Source organism: Rothia sp. CCM 9419 (genome assembly GCF_048512815.1).
Classification (GTDB): Bacteria; Actinomycetota; Actinomycetes; order Actinomycetales; family Micrococcaceae; genus Rothia.
Genome location: NZ_JBLXXY010000010.1, coordinates 38,409 through 54,162, shown reverse-complemented (window position 1 = coordinate 54,162; position 15,754 = coordinate 38,409). Strand labels below are relative to the sequence as shown.

The window sequence follows — 15,754 nt, the reverse complement described above, 5'->3', positions numbered from 1 at the left end:
GCGGGCTGAGCGGGCTGAGCGGGCTGAGCGGGCTGAGCGGGCTGAGCGGAAGCTAATGGTGGAGCCGACAACGGCGGGCGCTTCATAGACTGTGCACTGCTCTCACCGGCTGATAAGGCATGTTCAGTACGAGCTGTCGAGCGGCTAGAATTGCCGTCATTCTCCTCGACGAGAGAACCGACACGACGTTCAAGGCGATCTAACCGAGCACCTACGGCACCAATAGATTTCTCTGAAGCCGGCAAAAGAATACGAGCACACAACAACTCTAAGTGAAGCTGAGGTGATGTTGCGCCACTCATCTCGTTAAGCGCATGACTGGTTACATCTGCTGCTCGTGAGAGCTCTGCTGGGCCGAAAGCAGAGGCCTGTTGGCGTAAACGTTCAACCTGATCGGCGCTCATATTCTGAAGGACACTCTCAACAGATCCGTGAACTGCCTGAATAATAATCAAATCACGCAGACGTTCCAACAAATCTTCAACAAATCGGCGGGGATCTTGTCCTGTTTGAATAACACGGTCTACTGCATGGAAAACTTCAGCAGCGTTTGCTTGAGCAAAAGCAAAAATAACATCGTCTAAAAGTCCGCTATGGGTAAATCCTAGTAAAGACGTAGCGACATCATAGGAAATATGTTGTTGCTGAGAACCTGCCATCAACTGATCAAGGATAGATAGACTATCGCGAACAGACCCACCACCGGCACGAACCACCAGTGGGATAACGCCGTCTTCAACCTGCACGTTTTCTTCTTGGCACAGTTGCAATAGGTAGGAAGAGAGAGTGCTTGGGGGAACAAGTCTGAAAGGGTAGTGATGGGTGCGAGAACGAATTGTTCCGAGGACTTTATTCGGTTCGGTCGTCGCAAAAATAAATTTAATGTGCTCTGGTGGTTCTTCAACGATTTTAAGAAGAGCGTTAAACCCTTCGCGAGTGACCATGTGCGCTTCGTCAATGATGAAGATTTTATAGCGGTCACGAACCGGTGCGAAAGTTGCTCGTTCACGTAAATCTCGAGCATGGTCGACGCCACCGTGTGAGGCAGCGTCCATTTCAATGACGTCCAGCGATCCTCCGCCGTGGCGAGAAAGTTCTTTACACGAGTCACAGGCTCCGCAAGGGTTGGGTGTTGGGCCTTCTGCACAGTTGAGGCAGCGCGCGAGGATACGAGCAGACGTTGTTTTACCGCAGCCACGTGGACCCGAGAACAGGTAGGCATGATTGACGCGGTTATTGGTTAGCGCTGTAATGAGTGGTTCGGTGACGTGTTCCTGACCGATAACCTCGTTAAAGGATTCTGGGCGGTAACGGCGATAAAGTGCAGTGCTCACAGCTCAACCCTATACATTCGTGCAATAAAAAAGAATCTTGCACCCTAGTCTAATGAATAGGTCAGTGTTAAGGGTAATTTATCCACGCAGAGCAGAAGATGCTTTGTAAAGCTTGGGCATAAAAAAGGACCCCTTACGCACCCGTCAGAGCTCAGATACCCTTGCTGTCTTCCGACCCTGGGGGAGTTCTCCAAGATAACGCCACGTAAGAGGCTGATACAGAGTCTACCTCATAAAGTCATTGAAAGAAAGCTGACAAGGTGGTGAAGCAAAAAACAGTCAGTGGTGTAGCTAACGAAAAAGTTAGGGGCTAGGAATTGCGAACGTTTAAAAAGTGCGGTAGGCTTTTATCTGTTCGCTTACGTGAAGCTTGAGAAAGCTACGTAGCGTTTGGAGGATTCGCCTAGCGGCCTATGGCGCACGCCTGGAACGCGTGTTGGGTTAACGCCCTCGGGGGTTCAAATCCCCCATCCTCCGCCATAAAAGCAATAAGCTCATCACTACGTATAGTGATGAGCTTATTGCTTTAAATATTTACTGCCTATCTCTTTGGCGTGGAGCGCCGAATGGTAGTCTTCTCTACCTGTTTCACATGTTTATGGGTTTGATTGTGATGACGACAGACTCTGTTGCGCGAGGCTCTAACCCTTTAAGCGTTATGTCTTTTTGTGTCTCATTTTGCGGACAAAGGTAAGTGGTTTACGTAACAATTTTCGATAAGCTCTAGAGCCTTCTAACGTTCTGATATCAAAGTTGTCTGAGAGTTTCTGGCCATTTGTCTGATATTTTCGCAAAAAGTGTCGGATAAGCGAAATGTTATCTGTGGGCTGTTTGGGTGACTGGTGTCCACGGCTAAGTTGCTCTTTAAACTTTACTGTTCAAGAATTTTTTCGATGTTTCAACATCCTACTTTTGGATATTTCAACTAGTAAATAGGGTGTATTTTAGATTTTCTCTTACTTCAAAGAAACACTTAAAAATAGCAATAAAATAGTGAAAAGAAACCTTATATTTTTTCTCTAGGTGATAAGTTCGAGAAAACCAAAACTCCCGAAAATAAAAAGTGTCGTTTTTCTCAAAGCTAAGAATTGGCGAGAGTTTCCTCTAGATAACTGAAAAAATACGAAATCTTTATCGTTGCATTGAATTCTTATGTCGTTTATATTCTTGAACGGTTGCTCGGAGTTGTCTATGATTTTACCTGAGCTTCATTTTTGATGAATCCTCACCAACGGAAACCACACAACGTATATAAGAAAAAGGTAATTATGAGTGTCACTCGCCGTAATTTAGTTAAGTCCGCAGCGTGGGCTGCTCCAGTAGTTGTGGCTACTGCTGCTGTCCCCGCTTATGCAGCATCATTTGATGAACCACACACCAACCCTAACCTTCGCTGGAATGGTAGCTCCTTCGTTAGCCACGATGTTTATGATGATTACCACACTCGAGTCAGCCCAAGTCGTCGCGGTCCCTTTGGTGTTCAATACCAGAACGTCCTTCCAGAAGATACTGTAACCGACTTGAGCATCACCTACTGGCTACCTTACGACTCCTTTACATTCCACCCCGAGGGAGACTCCAGTGCATTCTGGTCAACTCTATCTCGCGACAATACCCGTGAACCTCGCCTAGCGACTCACAATGGTGCGCCTCAGATGGTCTACCCCTACACCACTTACTGGAACGGCGGAAGCAACATCTCTGAAGCTGGTCAAAACCGTGGTGGCGGAACTTACTGGTTCCCACGCTACGAATTCTATAGTGATCAGGGTGACCCCAGTGAATGGCGTGCATACCTTTACCAGATTCGTATGCGTATTAACGGTGGACCTTTGGAAGACAAGAACGGTCTTTTGAGAACTCAGACATTTACACGTTAAATATCTAAAAAGTATAAAAATCTATCGTTTAGATAACAGCATTGTTCCCGCACAATAAATCTTTGCGGGAACAATGCATTTAAAAGAATAGTAAATCATAAAATAATATCTTCTTAAAAATACACGTGGGGTTTGATAAAAAATCTTATCAAACCCCACATGTATATATAAAAAATATATGTTAAGAAACAGCTACTAAGTAAGGGCTCTTTCCGTCCAAACGTACAGGATTTCCAACCTCATCAAAACGAGCGCCTAGACCCATTTGAATAAAACGAATCGTTGAATCAATATGACGTTGACGTGCCTTAGCGTCAGGTGTCTCGTCAGTGCGCTCTGCACTAGAAGAGAGAGAACCATGAATAAGACGAGCCATTTCGCGAATATCGTTCTCTAGAATGTAACCTTGGTCGATAGCTTCTTGAAGTATTTTCCCCAGAACAATCTGCAACGCGGATACGTGCTTGCCTAGTTTTGCGAAAGACTCGGGGGAGAGTACTGAGCGCATTGCTGGCCCCGGTGGCATGTGGTGTAGGGAAAGACGCTCAATTTCTAGGCGGATATATACGGCAAGTTTGTCAATCGGGTTGGTGATACCCTCAAGGCCCTCGTTAAGATCGGAGAGGAACTTGTCCGTTTCGTCCATTGCGTATGCTACAAGTAGCTCACCCATATCTGCAAAATAGTTATAGACTGCGGTGCGTCCAATACCAGCGTTTTTTGCGACGTCGGTCATGGTGAGTCCGGGTAGTCCACGCATATAGAGGAGTCGACCAAAAGAGTCGAGAATGGCACGTTTGGTGTTCTCGCGTTGTGCCGCGTTTGAGGCTGCAGAAATTCTAGGCATAACGCTACTGTATACTAACTTTGCTCAGATAGTGACAAAAACCGGAAAACTGTCAGCGTAATCTCAGAATGCAGAGTAGCTTGAATCACAAAAACACGGGTTTAGTGTAAAAAACGAGCGAATATCGCTACCACGCGGTACATTGACGCTATGACAAAACGACCCTACGCGTTAACCATCGCCGGTAACGAGGCAACCGGCGGAGCAGGCGCACAAGCAGACCTCAAAACATTCCAAGCCCTCGGCGTTTATGGTTCCCTCGCACTTACCTGCATTGTCTCATTCGACCCTAAGAACGACTGGGCACATCGCTTCGTTCCCGTGGACGCTCAGACTGTGCACGACCAATTAGAAGTAGTACACGCAACCTACAATCTTGACGCCGTGAAAATTGGAATGCTCGGCACCGTACCCACCATCGAAACAGTGGCACGCTTCCTTGAAGAACACACCCCTAAAAACCTCGTACTAGACCCCGTACTTATCTGTAAGGGACAAGAACCCGGTGCCGCATTAGATATTGACAACGCTCTTAAAGAAAAAATTCTACCGCTGGCAACTTTCGTCACCCCGAACCACTTTGAATCAATGAGCCTATCTGGTATGGATTCCATCACCACCGTTAAAGAACTAGAGCAAGCAGCGCGCATCATCCACGAAAAGTCTGGCGCAACAGTTCTGGCAAAAGGTTCTATCCGACTCGAAGGTGATAATGCAGTGGACGTCTACTATGACGGAAACACCCTCGAAGTATTAGAAACACCCAAAATTGATGATGGTGCAGTTGTCGCCGGTGCAGGTTGTACCCTTGCCGCTGCCATTACCGGCTACTTGGCGCAAGGAAAAACGCCCCTTGAAGCAGCACAACAGGCGAAAAAGTTTGTGAGTGCCGGTATCGCAGAACGCGTCCGTTCTAACGCGCCCTTTGATGCGCTCTACCAAATCAATCAATAGCACCATCCCTACACAAGCTGCGCTGTAACACTCTTGGAGTGTTTATGACAACATGCAGTATGAGGGTACATCGTAACTTCTGCGGTGACGAATACTATGTATGACCATAAAATTCGTCACCGCAGAAGTTTATCTTCTACCCTGAAGGCACTATACTTCTTCTAGAGAAAATGTCTGGGTGGCAGACGGGCAGCATATCTCAATGACACTCCCTACCTATTTAAGTTCAAGGAGCGACTTTATGCCCGCCACCGCCTCACAACAACACTATGCCCAGCCTTCTCGTACCTACTACGACCTATTACTGTGTGCCTCGGCTATTATTCTTATCCTCTCTAACATTGCTGCCACGAAAGGTGTTGCTTTCGGCAGTGTCCTCACTGACGGCGGTTTCTTCCTCTTTCCCTTGGCTTACATTATTGGGGATGTTCTCTCCGAAATTTATGGTTTTGCGCGCACTCGTAGAGTCATTATTATCTCGTTTCTAGCGGCAGCTTTTGCAAGCCTTAGTTTCTGGATACTCATTAAACTTCCGAGTGCAGACTACTACGAGAACCAACAAGCCTTAGAAGCTGTGCTGGGTCCGGTACCGTTGATTGTTGCTGGCTCTCTTGCTGGATACCTTATTGGCCAGCTACTGAACTCATGGGTTATGGTTGCCATGAAAAAACGTTTTGACGGCAAGTTCCTTGTTGGTCGGCTTGTTGGATCTACCCTAGTAGGCGAACTTGCGGACACTATCATTTTCTGCACGGTTGCTGCACCGATTCTTGGAATTAGTACTTTTGATAATTACCTCAACTATGTTCTTGTCGGCTATTTCTATAAATGTCTTGTCGAACTTGTGCTGATGCCCGTCACTGTTCCGGTGATTTCGTGGTTTAAGAAGAATGAGCCAACTTATCGGAGCGTATCTGAGACGGCTTCTTCGTAGATTCGTAATGCTGTATAGAGAAGATAAGATGTGGCGCATCTAAAAGACCATAATCTGAACAAAACTCCGAAAGAGTGAGCCAAGAGCTGTAGCATATATATCATCCAATATGCATGTATATGCATTACCATCCACACCCATAAGGTACACCCCATGGCTTCTCAACAAGAACCCACCCCAGACGGCGGACTCGAACGCTCACTGAGCCACGGTCAAATGACCATGATTGCCCTCGGACTAGCCGTCGGCACAGGACTATTCCTCGGCTCTGGCGGAGCCATCGCCATTGCCGGCCCAGCCGTCATTATCTCGTACATGATTGGCTCACTCATTGCCGCAATCATCGGCGCTTGTGCCGGCGAAATGGCCGTACGCTATCCCGTTCGTGGTGGCTTTGGCACACTCGCCGGAAAATTCCTCGGCCCCTACGCCGGATACACTACACGATGGGCATATTGGGCGACGACTGTACCTCTCACCGGCGCCGAACTTGTAGCCGTCGGACAATACATGACCTATTGGTACCCCACCGTGCCCCTCTGGATATGGGTTGCCCTCTCAGGGGCAATCATTGTGGGGCTGAACCTCACGAGCGTTAAATCTTTTGGAACACTTGAATTCTTCCTTTCTTCCATCAAAGTTATTGCCGTAATCGTTTTCATCATCTTTGGCTTATTGCTGGTTTTTGTTGGTCTTCCATCAAGCCCCGCAGTTGGTATCCAAAACCTCACCAACGACGGCGGATTCATGCCAAATGGATTGTCCTCAATCTGGCTCGCCTTGGCTATCGTGATGTTCTCCTTCGGCGGTATCGAACTCATCTCTATCTCTGCTGCAGAGGCGAAAGACCCTGTGCGTTCGGTTCGAGCTTCAGCCAAAGCGATGATGTGGCGTCTTGCAACGTTCTATGTACTAGCACTTTTCGTTGTCGTTTCTATCATTCCTTGGCGTGAAGCCTCATCCCTTCACGGAGAGATTGAGACTTCTCCTTTTGTGCTCGTCTTCTCTCAACTGAACATCCCCTATATTGCGGGTATCACTAACTTTGTTGTTCTGATTGCTGCTCTTTCTGGAGCTAATGCCGCCCTTTACGCCGCAACACGGCAGCTTCACGCCTTGGGACACGACCGTATGGCGCCCGCAATTTTTGCGCGAACCACCTCGCAGGGTATTCCGGCACTTGCTTTAGGCGTTTCGATGCTTGGCTCTGTTGTTGCTATTGTGATGGCTATTTCTGGTGTTGGCGGTATTTTCTCGTTGATGATGGCTTTGGTCATTCTCTGCGTCCTTGTTACGTGGACGATGATTCTTCTGAGCTACATCAGCTTTAAACGCGTTGAGGGTAACAGTTCTCCATTCCGTGTATGGGGCGGTTCTGCAACTGCTTCACTAGGTCTAATTGGTGTTTTTGCAACCTTCTTAGCGCTTTTCTTCATTGGTAATATGACCACTTCTGCGATGGTTGGTGTTGGCTTCTTCGCCCTCATCACCGTGGTCTATTTTGCAGGTGTTCGCTCTCGTCAACACGTTGATGACACTGCTTTTGAAGAGGCTCGTTCACATGTTGAGCATTATCAAAACTAGTGGATAACACACTAGACGGTTCGCACCATATTGCACGGTTGATATGAACTATCGCGCATCATATGGTGCGAACCGTAACGTTTTTCTTCTCTTTTTGTTTATCTTCTTCATCTTTTTGAGGGTTCTGTCTATCGTTTGGTAGTTTTGAAAACTCTACGGAGGACGAGGAACTCTCGCATCATAAAGGATATATATTGTGGCAACTTCGGTGACTAGATCTACATTCGAAGATTCTCGAAACCTTAAGCGTTCTTTGACCCATGGTCAGATGACGATGATTGTGTTGGGCTCAGCATTAGGTACGGGGCTTTTCCTTGGCTCTGGTAGCGCTATTGCGTTAGCTGGTCCAGCAGTTATTCTCTCGTATGCTTGTGGCTCTTTGCTTGCTGCCATTATTGGCGGAGCAACGGGGGAGATGGCAGTTCATTCTCCGGTGCGCGGCGGTTTTGGGTCTATCGCTGGTAAGTATCTTGGGCCTTTCGCCGGGTTCTTGACGCGTTGGGCTTATTGGACGTGCACCATGGTCATTACCGGTATTGAGCTCGTTGCGGTGGCCTCTTATCTGAAGTTCTGGTGGCCACAGCTTCCGTTATGGGTTGGCATTGTGGCCTTTGGCGTCCTAATTATCTTGTTGAACATTCGTTCTGTGCATTATTTTGGCGTGATGGAGTTTGCTTTATCGTCGGTGAAAGTGATTGCGCTGAGTGCCTTTATTCTGGTGGGTTTGTGCTTGGTGTTCTTCGGTCTGCCGGGGCATGCTGCTACGGGTATTGCGCATTTGAGCGATGACGGTGGTTTTATGCCGGGCGGTATTAAGTCTGTGTGGCTTTCGTTGGCGATTGTGATGTTTTCTTTTGGCGGTATTGAAATGATTTCTATTTCTGCTGCTGAAGCGAAAAATCCGGCTCGTTCGGTGCGTTCTTCTGCCAAAGCGATGATGTGGCGTCTTGCAACGTTTTATATTCTTTCGTTGTTTGTGGTTGTTTCGGTGATTCCTTGGCGTCAGGCTGCAACGTTTAATGGGGAAGTTGAGGGTTCACCTTTTGTGTTGGTGTTCTCTGAGCTGGGTATTCCTGCGATTGCGACGATTACTAACCTTGTGGTGTTGGTGGCTTCGCTTTCTGCGGCGAATGCAAATCTTTATGCGGGTACTCGTTTGATGCATTCTTTGGCTGCTGATTCTATGGCTCCTCGGATGATGTCTCGTACGAATCGTCAAGGTATTCCTGTTCGGGCGATGTGGCTTTCTACGCTGGGTGTTGTTTTAGCTATTCTTTTGGCAGTGTTTAAACCTGGTGATGCTTTTGGCACGATGATTACGCTGGTTATGGTGAGTGCTTTGACGGTGTGGGTTCTGATTCTTTTGGCGTATCTTGCGTTTAAACGTGTTGAAGGTAATTCGTCTGCGTTTCGTCTTTGGGGCGGTCGTGCGACGGGTGCTCTGGGAATTGTAGGACTTTGTGCCGTATGGTCTGCGCTTTTTGCTACTCAGGGGACGATTGCTCCTGCTACGGTTGGGGTTGCGTATTTTGTGGTTTTGACGATGGTGTATTTTGCGGTGGTACGTAAGGTTCATGTCGTGGATGAGAGTGCGTTTGAGGAGGCTCGGCGTGCTAGTGGGTCTTCTTCAGAGGCTTGATGATTTGTTAAAACTTTTTCTGCACAACTCTTGTATATGAGAATCATTATCGTTTAGACTATAGGTATTAGAACGCGTGATCTTCTCATGCATTCAATGTCTGTGTGTTGCTCAAGGCCCCCGAATCTAAGGGGGCCTTGGCGTTTAATGTCTCGTGTTGAATAACACGCTTCTTCTGAAGTTTACATGAGAACGATTCTCATTTATGCTTGGGTGTATGTCCATCACAGCTATCTCCTCACTGAGCCACTGGGCACGAGACAACGCCCTCAACACCGCACTCAAAGCACTCAAAAATAGCACCGACACTACACCTACCATCCTCAGCTTCGACATCCTCGACCCCGAAGAAAACGCACACCCCGAAAAAATCACCATACGAGTCACCCGAAACCACCACGAGACTACCAAAACCACCGACATCATCCTCAAAAGTAACTGCTCATCCTGCGCAACCACACTCCTCCTCTCCGACTGCCTACAACTATCAGATAACACAGAAGAAACCCTCATCCTCCTACCACCAGGAGTATCCCTCAACACCGTCATCAACGTCGCAGAAAAACTAGAACACCACATACACAGCGCCATCCTCGCCCTCGACATCAGCACCATCGAAGACGAACTCTGGGACAACAAACCCCTCGAACAACGAGGCCTCAACGGCGGCTGCGAAGACGAACGAACTCCCGGAGAATTCATCATCACCGAAATCGCCTGGGCAGACACCGCCATCACCTCAGAAATACCTTTCACCCACAGCACCGACACCGAAAAACACCGCGCCCAAGAACTCCTCGCACACCTCGGAACACACCTAAAAATCATCTCCTGCACAGAAACAACACAACCCATCTGCGGATGCCACCAACGAGAAGACAGCATTCAACGAGCACAAGCCGGACACCTAGGAATCAACACCCAAGAACTCACCCCCATCACCAACGAAACCCCACAACACACACCTATCAACACCGCCATACGCACCGGAAAAAACTTCACCACCGTCGTCCTCACAACCTCCGGAATCCTCCACCACGACAGATTCGCCTCCGCACTACCACACCTAGCAGAAGGCAACTGCCGACTTCGCGGAACACTCTGCATCAACAGCTACGGTTCAGAACGTATCGCCATCGAAGGCATCGGACCCTTCGTCTGGCTCGAACAACAAGGGCAATGGGAACAACAAGAACCACACAACACCATCGCCATCACCGGAGACGACCTCAACCCCACCGAACTCCAAGAACTTCTCAACCAGTGCATTATCACTGGAGAAGAAATAGCAGAAAACCTCCTCAACAGCACCAGCTAACGAGGAACCAACACCCACCCAGAAAAGGAAAAACATGAAAGTTCGTAAATCACTACGCTCACTCAAAAACCTACCCGGAGCACAAGTCGTCCGCAGACGCGGAAAAACCTACGTCATCAACAAGAAAAACCCACGATACAAAGCCCGCCAAGGCTAAAACCCCACCAAAAAGCCCCTGCTGTACCACCCCCAAAAGAACACCAACGAACCACGAGGACACAGCAGGGGCTTACCACCACCTAAAAATAGGCGCCAACTACGAAGAAAGAACCTCCTCCAACTTCGTCAAAGAACCCTTCCACGTAGCAGCCACATCATCATGAACCTGCTCCGGCAACGGACCTACCTCAACCTTCACCGTAATACCTTCACCAACACCAGAAGACGTAATCACCGTACCCGGAACAAAACCAATACGAATACCCATCAAATGATCCGTCGGCTCACCCATCGGCCCAGCAATAGACTCCACCAACTCCAAACCCTCAAGAGAAATCGACTCAAAACGAAGATACACCGGAGCAAAAACATTCAGCTCAGACTCATGCTTCATCGCCAACTGAACACGCCCACCACGCTGAGGCTCAAAAGTCACCGTATCCGGCTGAACTGACCAACCACGCGGCGGATACCACTGCAAAAAGAGATCACGCGAAGTAAACGCAGCCAACAACTCATCAGAACTGACCACAAAATCATGAGAAACACTCACAACCTCATTCTCAGAAACATGATCTAACGGAAAACCCGACACAAAACCTCCAAAAATCAAAAAAAGAATAAACCCTACTCAGGGCGACGATCAGAATAATAATTACCGAGAAACTCATCACGATACGCAAAATAATCACCCTGATTAATCGCCTCACGAGCATCATCAACCATCTTCACAATAAAACGCTCATTATGGATAGATGCCAACGTCGCAGACAAACGCTCCTCAGCCTTAAACAAATGATGAAGATACGCACGAGTGTAATGACCGCAGGTATAACAATCACAACCCTCAAAAATCGGACGAAAATCAGTCTTAAAACGAGCATTCGTCAAATTCATACGCCCATCAGGGGTATACACCGCAGAATTACGGGCAACACGAGTCGGCGAAACACAGTCAAAAGTATCAACACCATTCTCAATACCGGTAAAAATATCGTCCGGCTCAGAAATACCCAAAAGATGACGAGGCTTATTCTCCGGCAACTCCTCAGTACACCAGCGAACAATCGTCCCCAAATTCTCTTTTTCTAAAGCGCCACCAATACCAAAACCATCAAACGGCATCGCACCCAAATCACGACAAGCCTGCCGACGTAAATCCTCATACTGGGCGCCCTGAATAACACCAAATAAAGCCTGATAGGGCTTATCAGAACGCTCAACCGTCAAACGCTCATGCTCAGCAATACAACGCAAAGCCCACAAACGAGTACGCTCTAACGCCTCCTCCTGATAACGACGAGAATTATAAAGCGTCGTCAACTCATCAAAAGCAAACATAATGTCAGCACCAATTTTATGCTGAACCTGCATCGACACCTCAGGCGTAAACCGGTGCATACTGCCATTAATATGAGACTTAAAATTAACGCCATCATCATCAACATGCGCCATACGCTCACGCCCACGAGCAACATCATCATCACCCAACGGGCGCCCATCAACACCGCGAGCCTGCTCAACGGTGCCCATATCAATTACCTTTTTGAACCCAGAACCTAGGCTCATCACCTGAAAACCACCAGAATCGGTAAACGTCGGACCCGACCAATTCATAAAACGGCCAAGACCACCGGCAGCATCAAGAACATCAGGCCCCGGCTGCAAATACAAGTGATACGCATTCGCCAAAAGAGCCTGCGAACCAAGCTCCTTCATCGCCTCAGGTAAAACAGCCTTAACCGTTGCCTTCGTCCCCACCGGAGTAAAAGCAGGAGTATGAATATCACCATGAGGAGTATGAATCACACCAGTTCTACCGCGAAACTCACCACCATTAGCAGCAGTACGCTCAGCAGAAATCTGCTCACGCTCGGCAAGACGCTCACCTAGCTCAAAAGAAAATGTTGGATTAGAAAAATCAGTATTCAGCACGGACACTAGTCTACTCGGTCGCCAGCTACAGACTCCATGACATCCGCATCTGCACACGCTAAGCCGTGCTAACTCACACTCCCCACATCAGACACCAGCACATAACCCTGCTAGGCTTGTTCAAATATTCTGTCACCACACAACCGGCAAAAGAGAGCATGCACACCACACCCCACCCCGCACTAAGCCCCACACAACGTGGAGCAACACTCACCGTCCTCAAACACCCCAAACTCTTACTCATCGAAATACTCGCCGGACTTGTCACCGCGTTAGCGCTCATCCCCGAAGCACTCGCATTCTCCGTCGTCGCCGGAGTAGACCCGCAAGTTGGGCTCTTCGCCTGCTTCACCATGGCAACAACTATCGCCATAACTGGTGGACGTCGCGCCATGATATCCGGCGCAGCAGGATCTACCGCCCTCGTTATCGCACCACTTATGGCAACCCACGGATTGCCCCACCTCATTGCAGCAGTGCTCCTTGCCGGAGTTCTTCAAATACTTCTAGCAGTTTTCGGCGTCGCTAAACTCATGCGTTTTATTCCGCGCCAAGTCATGGTCGGCTTCGTCAACGCGCTCGCTATCCTGATTTTTTCTTCTCAACTGCCACAGCTCATCGACGTGCCTTTTGCCGTCTATCCGCTAGTTGTTGTTGGACTCATCATTGTGTTTGGTCTCCCTAAAATCACCACAACTATTCCAGCGCCTCTCATCGCTATTATTCTTCTCACTGCGGTGACAATATACGCGGGTATTAAAGTGCCTACTGTCGGTGAATATGGTGAGCTTCCACATTCATTGCCGGTATTGAGCGTTATCGACGTACCGCTCACTATAGAAACTCTTAAAACCATTTTCCCTTTTGCGCTTGCTATGGCATTTGTGGGTCTGGTCGAATCCCTCATGACCGCAAAACTAGTCGATGATATTACGGACACTCATTCCAATAAAACCCGTGAATCATGGGGACAGGGCGTGGCGAATATCGTTACTGCAGCCTTTGGCGGTATGGGAGGATGCGCCATGATTGGGCAAACCATGATTAACGTTAAAACAGGTAACGCTCGTTCACGTGTTTCTACTTTCTGTGCAGGAATTTTTGTTTTGGTGCTCTCTGTTGTTCTTGGAGATATCGTTGCGAGAATTCCTATGGCTGCGCTTGTTGCCGTCATGATTCTTGTTGCTATTAGTACATTTAACTGGCATTCCGTACGCTGGAGCACCCTTAAAGCTATGCCACGAGCAGAGACCGCCGTCATGCTGATGACGGTGCTTGTTACTGTCGGTACACATAATCTTGCTCTTGGTGTTGGTATCGGTATTCTTGTTGCGATGGTTCTTTTTGCGAGACGTGTTGCCCATGTGGTCACGGTGGAGCGTGCTGTGCAGGGCGAAGATACTGTAACGTACAGTGTCAATGGCCCGTTGTTTTTCGCCTCATCAAACGACTTGTACTACCAGTTCTCGTATAGTGATGATCCCAAGAATATTGTGATTGATTTGAGTAATTCTCATGTGTGGGATGCTTCTACTGTTTCAGCATTAGATTCCATTATTTTTAAGTATGAGACTCTTGGAAAAACAGCAACAGTTTTTGGTCTCAATGAGATGAGCCACGGAATGAATAACCGTCTTAGCGGAAAACTTGGCTAAAGAGCTACGTAACACCAACTAAAAATACATCGCAGGACCTATTCCTGCGTATTGTGGTTGAAAGCGTCGCAGTAGAATCTAACTCAACTCTACATTTTTGATGATGCATGCAATACTGCATATCACTGTTTGCCACGGGGCTATAGTCGGTACTGACCGATTATAGCCCCGTTTTATTGTTTAAAATTCTTCTAGTGGTGTTCGCAAACATGTACATAATCCAGAGTATTCCGCACAACACAAGTGATGATCTGAAGAACTCGTAAAATAGTAGTGGTGCACCAACTGATGCAAGATAGTCACCTAAATCTGTTCCTTGGACCATACATACTAGCGACCATGCTACTGCAAGAGGTATCTTAAACAGCTGTCGGGTTGAGCGTAGGAGCCATATGATTGAAGGAACAGCCCAGACCCAATGGTGTAACCACGATACTGGTGAGAGCAGGCATGACGCGACTCCAATGATAGAAGCTACAGCTAGATAATCACCTAATTGTAATAGACGCGATGCTGCTATGAACGATATTGATATTACAAAAAGTGAAAGTAAGGCAACTAGTGCACTGTCGTGATTACCAGTCCATCTAGAGATAACACCTTGTATTGAGCTATTCCCCGACGTTGAAAAGTTTTGGCCTAAGTCTACTACTGAAGAGAGGTTAAAGATTTTAGAGGTAAAATATTCCACCGTATTGTGGGGAGTAAAAAGAAAACCTATAATGACTGTTATCAAAAATGAAATAGAAGAATAAATAAAATATTTCCATCTCTTTGAAAATAAGAAAAATGCGATAAATAGCGCGGGGGTCAGTTTAATTCCTGCAGCTATTCCTATTAATATACCTCGGGGGAGCACCTTTATGTTCTTGCGAAGCAAGTCATAAAGACATAAAAAGCATAGTATTATATTTATTTGCCCAAACATAAAGTGCTGAGCTATGATATTAAACGACGAAAACATTAGTGAAAATAAAAATATTTTTATTCCGCTAATATCATTAATAGATATCTTGACTATATAAAACAGTAAAATTGCGTTTAAAAAAGTCCAAGTAAATACACCTAAAGGCTCTGGGAAATATCCTAAGGGATAGAGTATTATGGCAGAGAAAGGTGTGTATACAAAAGGAAGCCCCTGTTCTACATATGTTCCAATAGCGTCATTGTCGTAGATACTTAAACCGTGTTGCAGGAGACTGCTTACATTTTTATAGACCCCGTAATCTACTGGGCTATACCCAATTTGAAAATGTATAAGAGATATTCTGATAGAGGCTATCAATATCCCGTAAGATACTGCGAGTAAAAATGTTTTATGTTTTATATTTCCCATTTATATTTTTGCTTATTGGTTACTGCAAAAGGTGTGATTTGTGATATATTCTTTACCCATGATAACTCCTTGGGTGGGTTTCGGAAGCAATAAAGATGATACAAGTCACTTTAGCATATTATTTTAATTGCCTCTAGATAGAAATTTAAGAATTTTTATAATAACTCTTAGTGTGAGGC

Annotated in this window: 13 protein-coding genes, 1 tRNA gene and 1 other RNA gene; 9 read left to right on the top strand and 6 right to left on the bottom strand. The window is 47.0% G+C overall.

Going from position 1 to position 15,754, the window contains the following annotated elements; all coding sequences use genetic code 11:
- On the bottom strand, nt 1-1,334 hold a 1,334-nt coding region (locus tag ACN08W_RS08290), incomplete at its 3' end, for a DNA polymerase III subunit gamma and tau (protein ID WP_419109245.1).
- A gap of 121 nt (nt 1,335-1,455) precedes the next feature.
- An RNA gene (gene ffs, locus ACN08W_RS08285) (signal recognition particle sRNA small type) lies at nt 1,456-1,552 on the bottom strand.
- 174 nt (nt 1,553-1,726) lie between these two features.
- Here ffs and ACN08W_RS08280 point away from each other — a divergent pair.
- A tRNA-Ser gene (locus tag ACN08W_RS08280) sits at nt 1,727-1,814 on the top strand.
- Nucleotides 1,815-2,602: 788 nt separating this feature from the next.
- Nucleotides 2,603-3,214, top strand: coding sequence for a hypothetical protein (locus ACN08W_RS08275; protein ID WP_419109244.1), 612 nt, complete (start codon nt 2,603-2,605; stop codon nt 3,212-3,214).
- Between the two features lie 181 nt (nt 3,215-3,395).
- On the opposite strand, the gene ACN08W_RS08270 is transcribed toward ACN08W_RS08275, so the two are convergent.
- On the bottom strand, nt 3,396-4,061 hold the full coding sequence (locus ACN08W_RS08270) for a TetR/AcrR family transcriptional regulator (protein ID WP_419103822.1): 666 nt from the start codon (nt 4,059-4,061) through the stop codon (nt 3,396-3,398).
- 150 nt (nt 4,062-4,211) lie between these two features.
- On the opposite strand from ACN08W_RS08270, the gene ACN08W_RS08265 reads away from it, so the two are divergent.
- The 6 genes from ACN08W_RS08265 to ykgO all read left to right on the top strand — a co-directional run bounded on the left by ACN08W_RS08265 (nt 4,212) and on the right by ykgO (nt 10,647).
- Nucleotides 4,212-5,015 (top strand): hydroxymethylpyrimidine/phosphomethylpyrimidine kinase, encoded by an 804-nt coding sequence (locus ACN08W_RS08265; protein ID WP_419107457.1) that lies wholly within the window; start codon nt 4,212-4,214, stop codon nt 5,013-5,015.
- A gap of 241 nt (nt 5,016-5,256) precedes the next feature.
- Nucleotides 5,257-5,949, top strand: a complete 693-nt coding sequence (locus ACN08W_RS08260; RefSeq protein WP_419109243.1) for a queuosine precursor transporter — start codon at nt 5,257-5,259, stop codon at nt 5,947-5,949.
- A gap of 153 nt (nt 5,950-6,102) precedes the next feature.
- Nucleotides 6,103-7,533, top strand: coding sequence for an amino acid permease (locus tag ACN08W_RS08255; RefSeq protein ID WP_419106231.1), 1,431 nt, complete (start codon nt 6,103-6,105; stop codon nt 7,531-7,533).
- Between the two features lie 268 nt (nt 7,534-7,801).
- Nucleotides 7,802-9,172, top strand: a complete 1,371-nt coding sequence (locus tag ACN08W_RS08250) for an amino acid permease (RefSeq protein ID WP_419107468.1) — start codon at nt 7,802-7,804, stop codon at nt 9,170-9,172.
- A 217-nt stretch (nt 9,173-9,389) separates the two neighbouring features.
- Nucleotides 9,390-10,490, top strand: a complete 1,101-nt coding sequence (locus ACN08W_RS08245; RefSeq protein ID WP_419103818.1) for a GTP-binding protein — start codon at nt 9,390-9,392, stop codon at nt 10,488-10,490.
- Nucleotides 10,491-10,524: 34 nt separating this feature from the next.
- Complete coding sequence (gene ykgO / locus ACN08W_RS08240) at nt 10,525-10,647, top strand: type B 50S ribosomal protein L36 (RefSeq protein ID WP_419102357.1); 123 nt, start codon at nt 10,525-10,527, stop codon at nt 10,645-10,647.
- A 99-nt stretch (nt 10,648-10,746) separates the two neighbouring features.
- Here ykgO and ACN08W_RS08235 read toward each other — a convergent pair whose 3' ends face one another.
- Nucleotides 10,747-11,202 (bottom strand): hypothetical protein, encoded by a 456-nt coding sequence (locus ACN08W_RS08235; protein ID WP_419107455.1) that lies wholly within the window; start codon nt 11,200-11,202, stop codon nt 10,747-10,749.
- Between the two features lie 74 nt (nt 11,203-11,276).
- On the bottom strand, nt 11,277-12,581 hold the full coding sequence (gene tgt / locus ACN08W_RS08230) for a tRNA guanosine(34) transglycosylase Tgt (RefSeq protein WP_419103831.1): 1,305 nt from the start codon (nt 12,579-12,581) through the stop codon (nt 11,277-11,279).
- A gap of 161 nt (nt 12,582-12,742) precedes the next feature.
- On the opposite strand from tgt, the gene ACN08W_RS08225 reads away from it, so the two are divergent.
- Nucleotides 12,743-14,239 carry a SulP family inorganic anion transporter gene (locus ACN08W_RS08225; RefSeq protein WP_419109242.1) on the top strand — a complete coding sequence of 499 codons (1,497 nt, stop codon included), beginning with the start codon at nt 12,743-12,745 and terminating at the stop codon, nt 14,237-14,239.
- A gap of 160 nt (nt 14,240-14,399) precedes the next feature.
- On the opposite strand, the gene ACN08W_RS08220 is transcribed toward ACN08W_RS08225, so the two are convergent.
- Nucleotides 14,400-15,575 carry a glycosyltransferase 87 family protein gene (locus ACN08W_RS08220; RefSeq protein WP_419107454.1) on the bottom strand — a complete coding sequence of 392 codons (1,176 nt, stop codon included), beginning with the start codon at nt 15,573-15,575 and terminating at the stop codon, nt 14,400-14,402.
- Nucleotides 15,576-15,754: the final 179 nt, after the last annotated feature.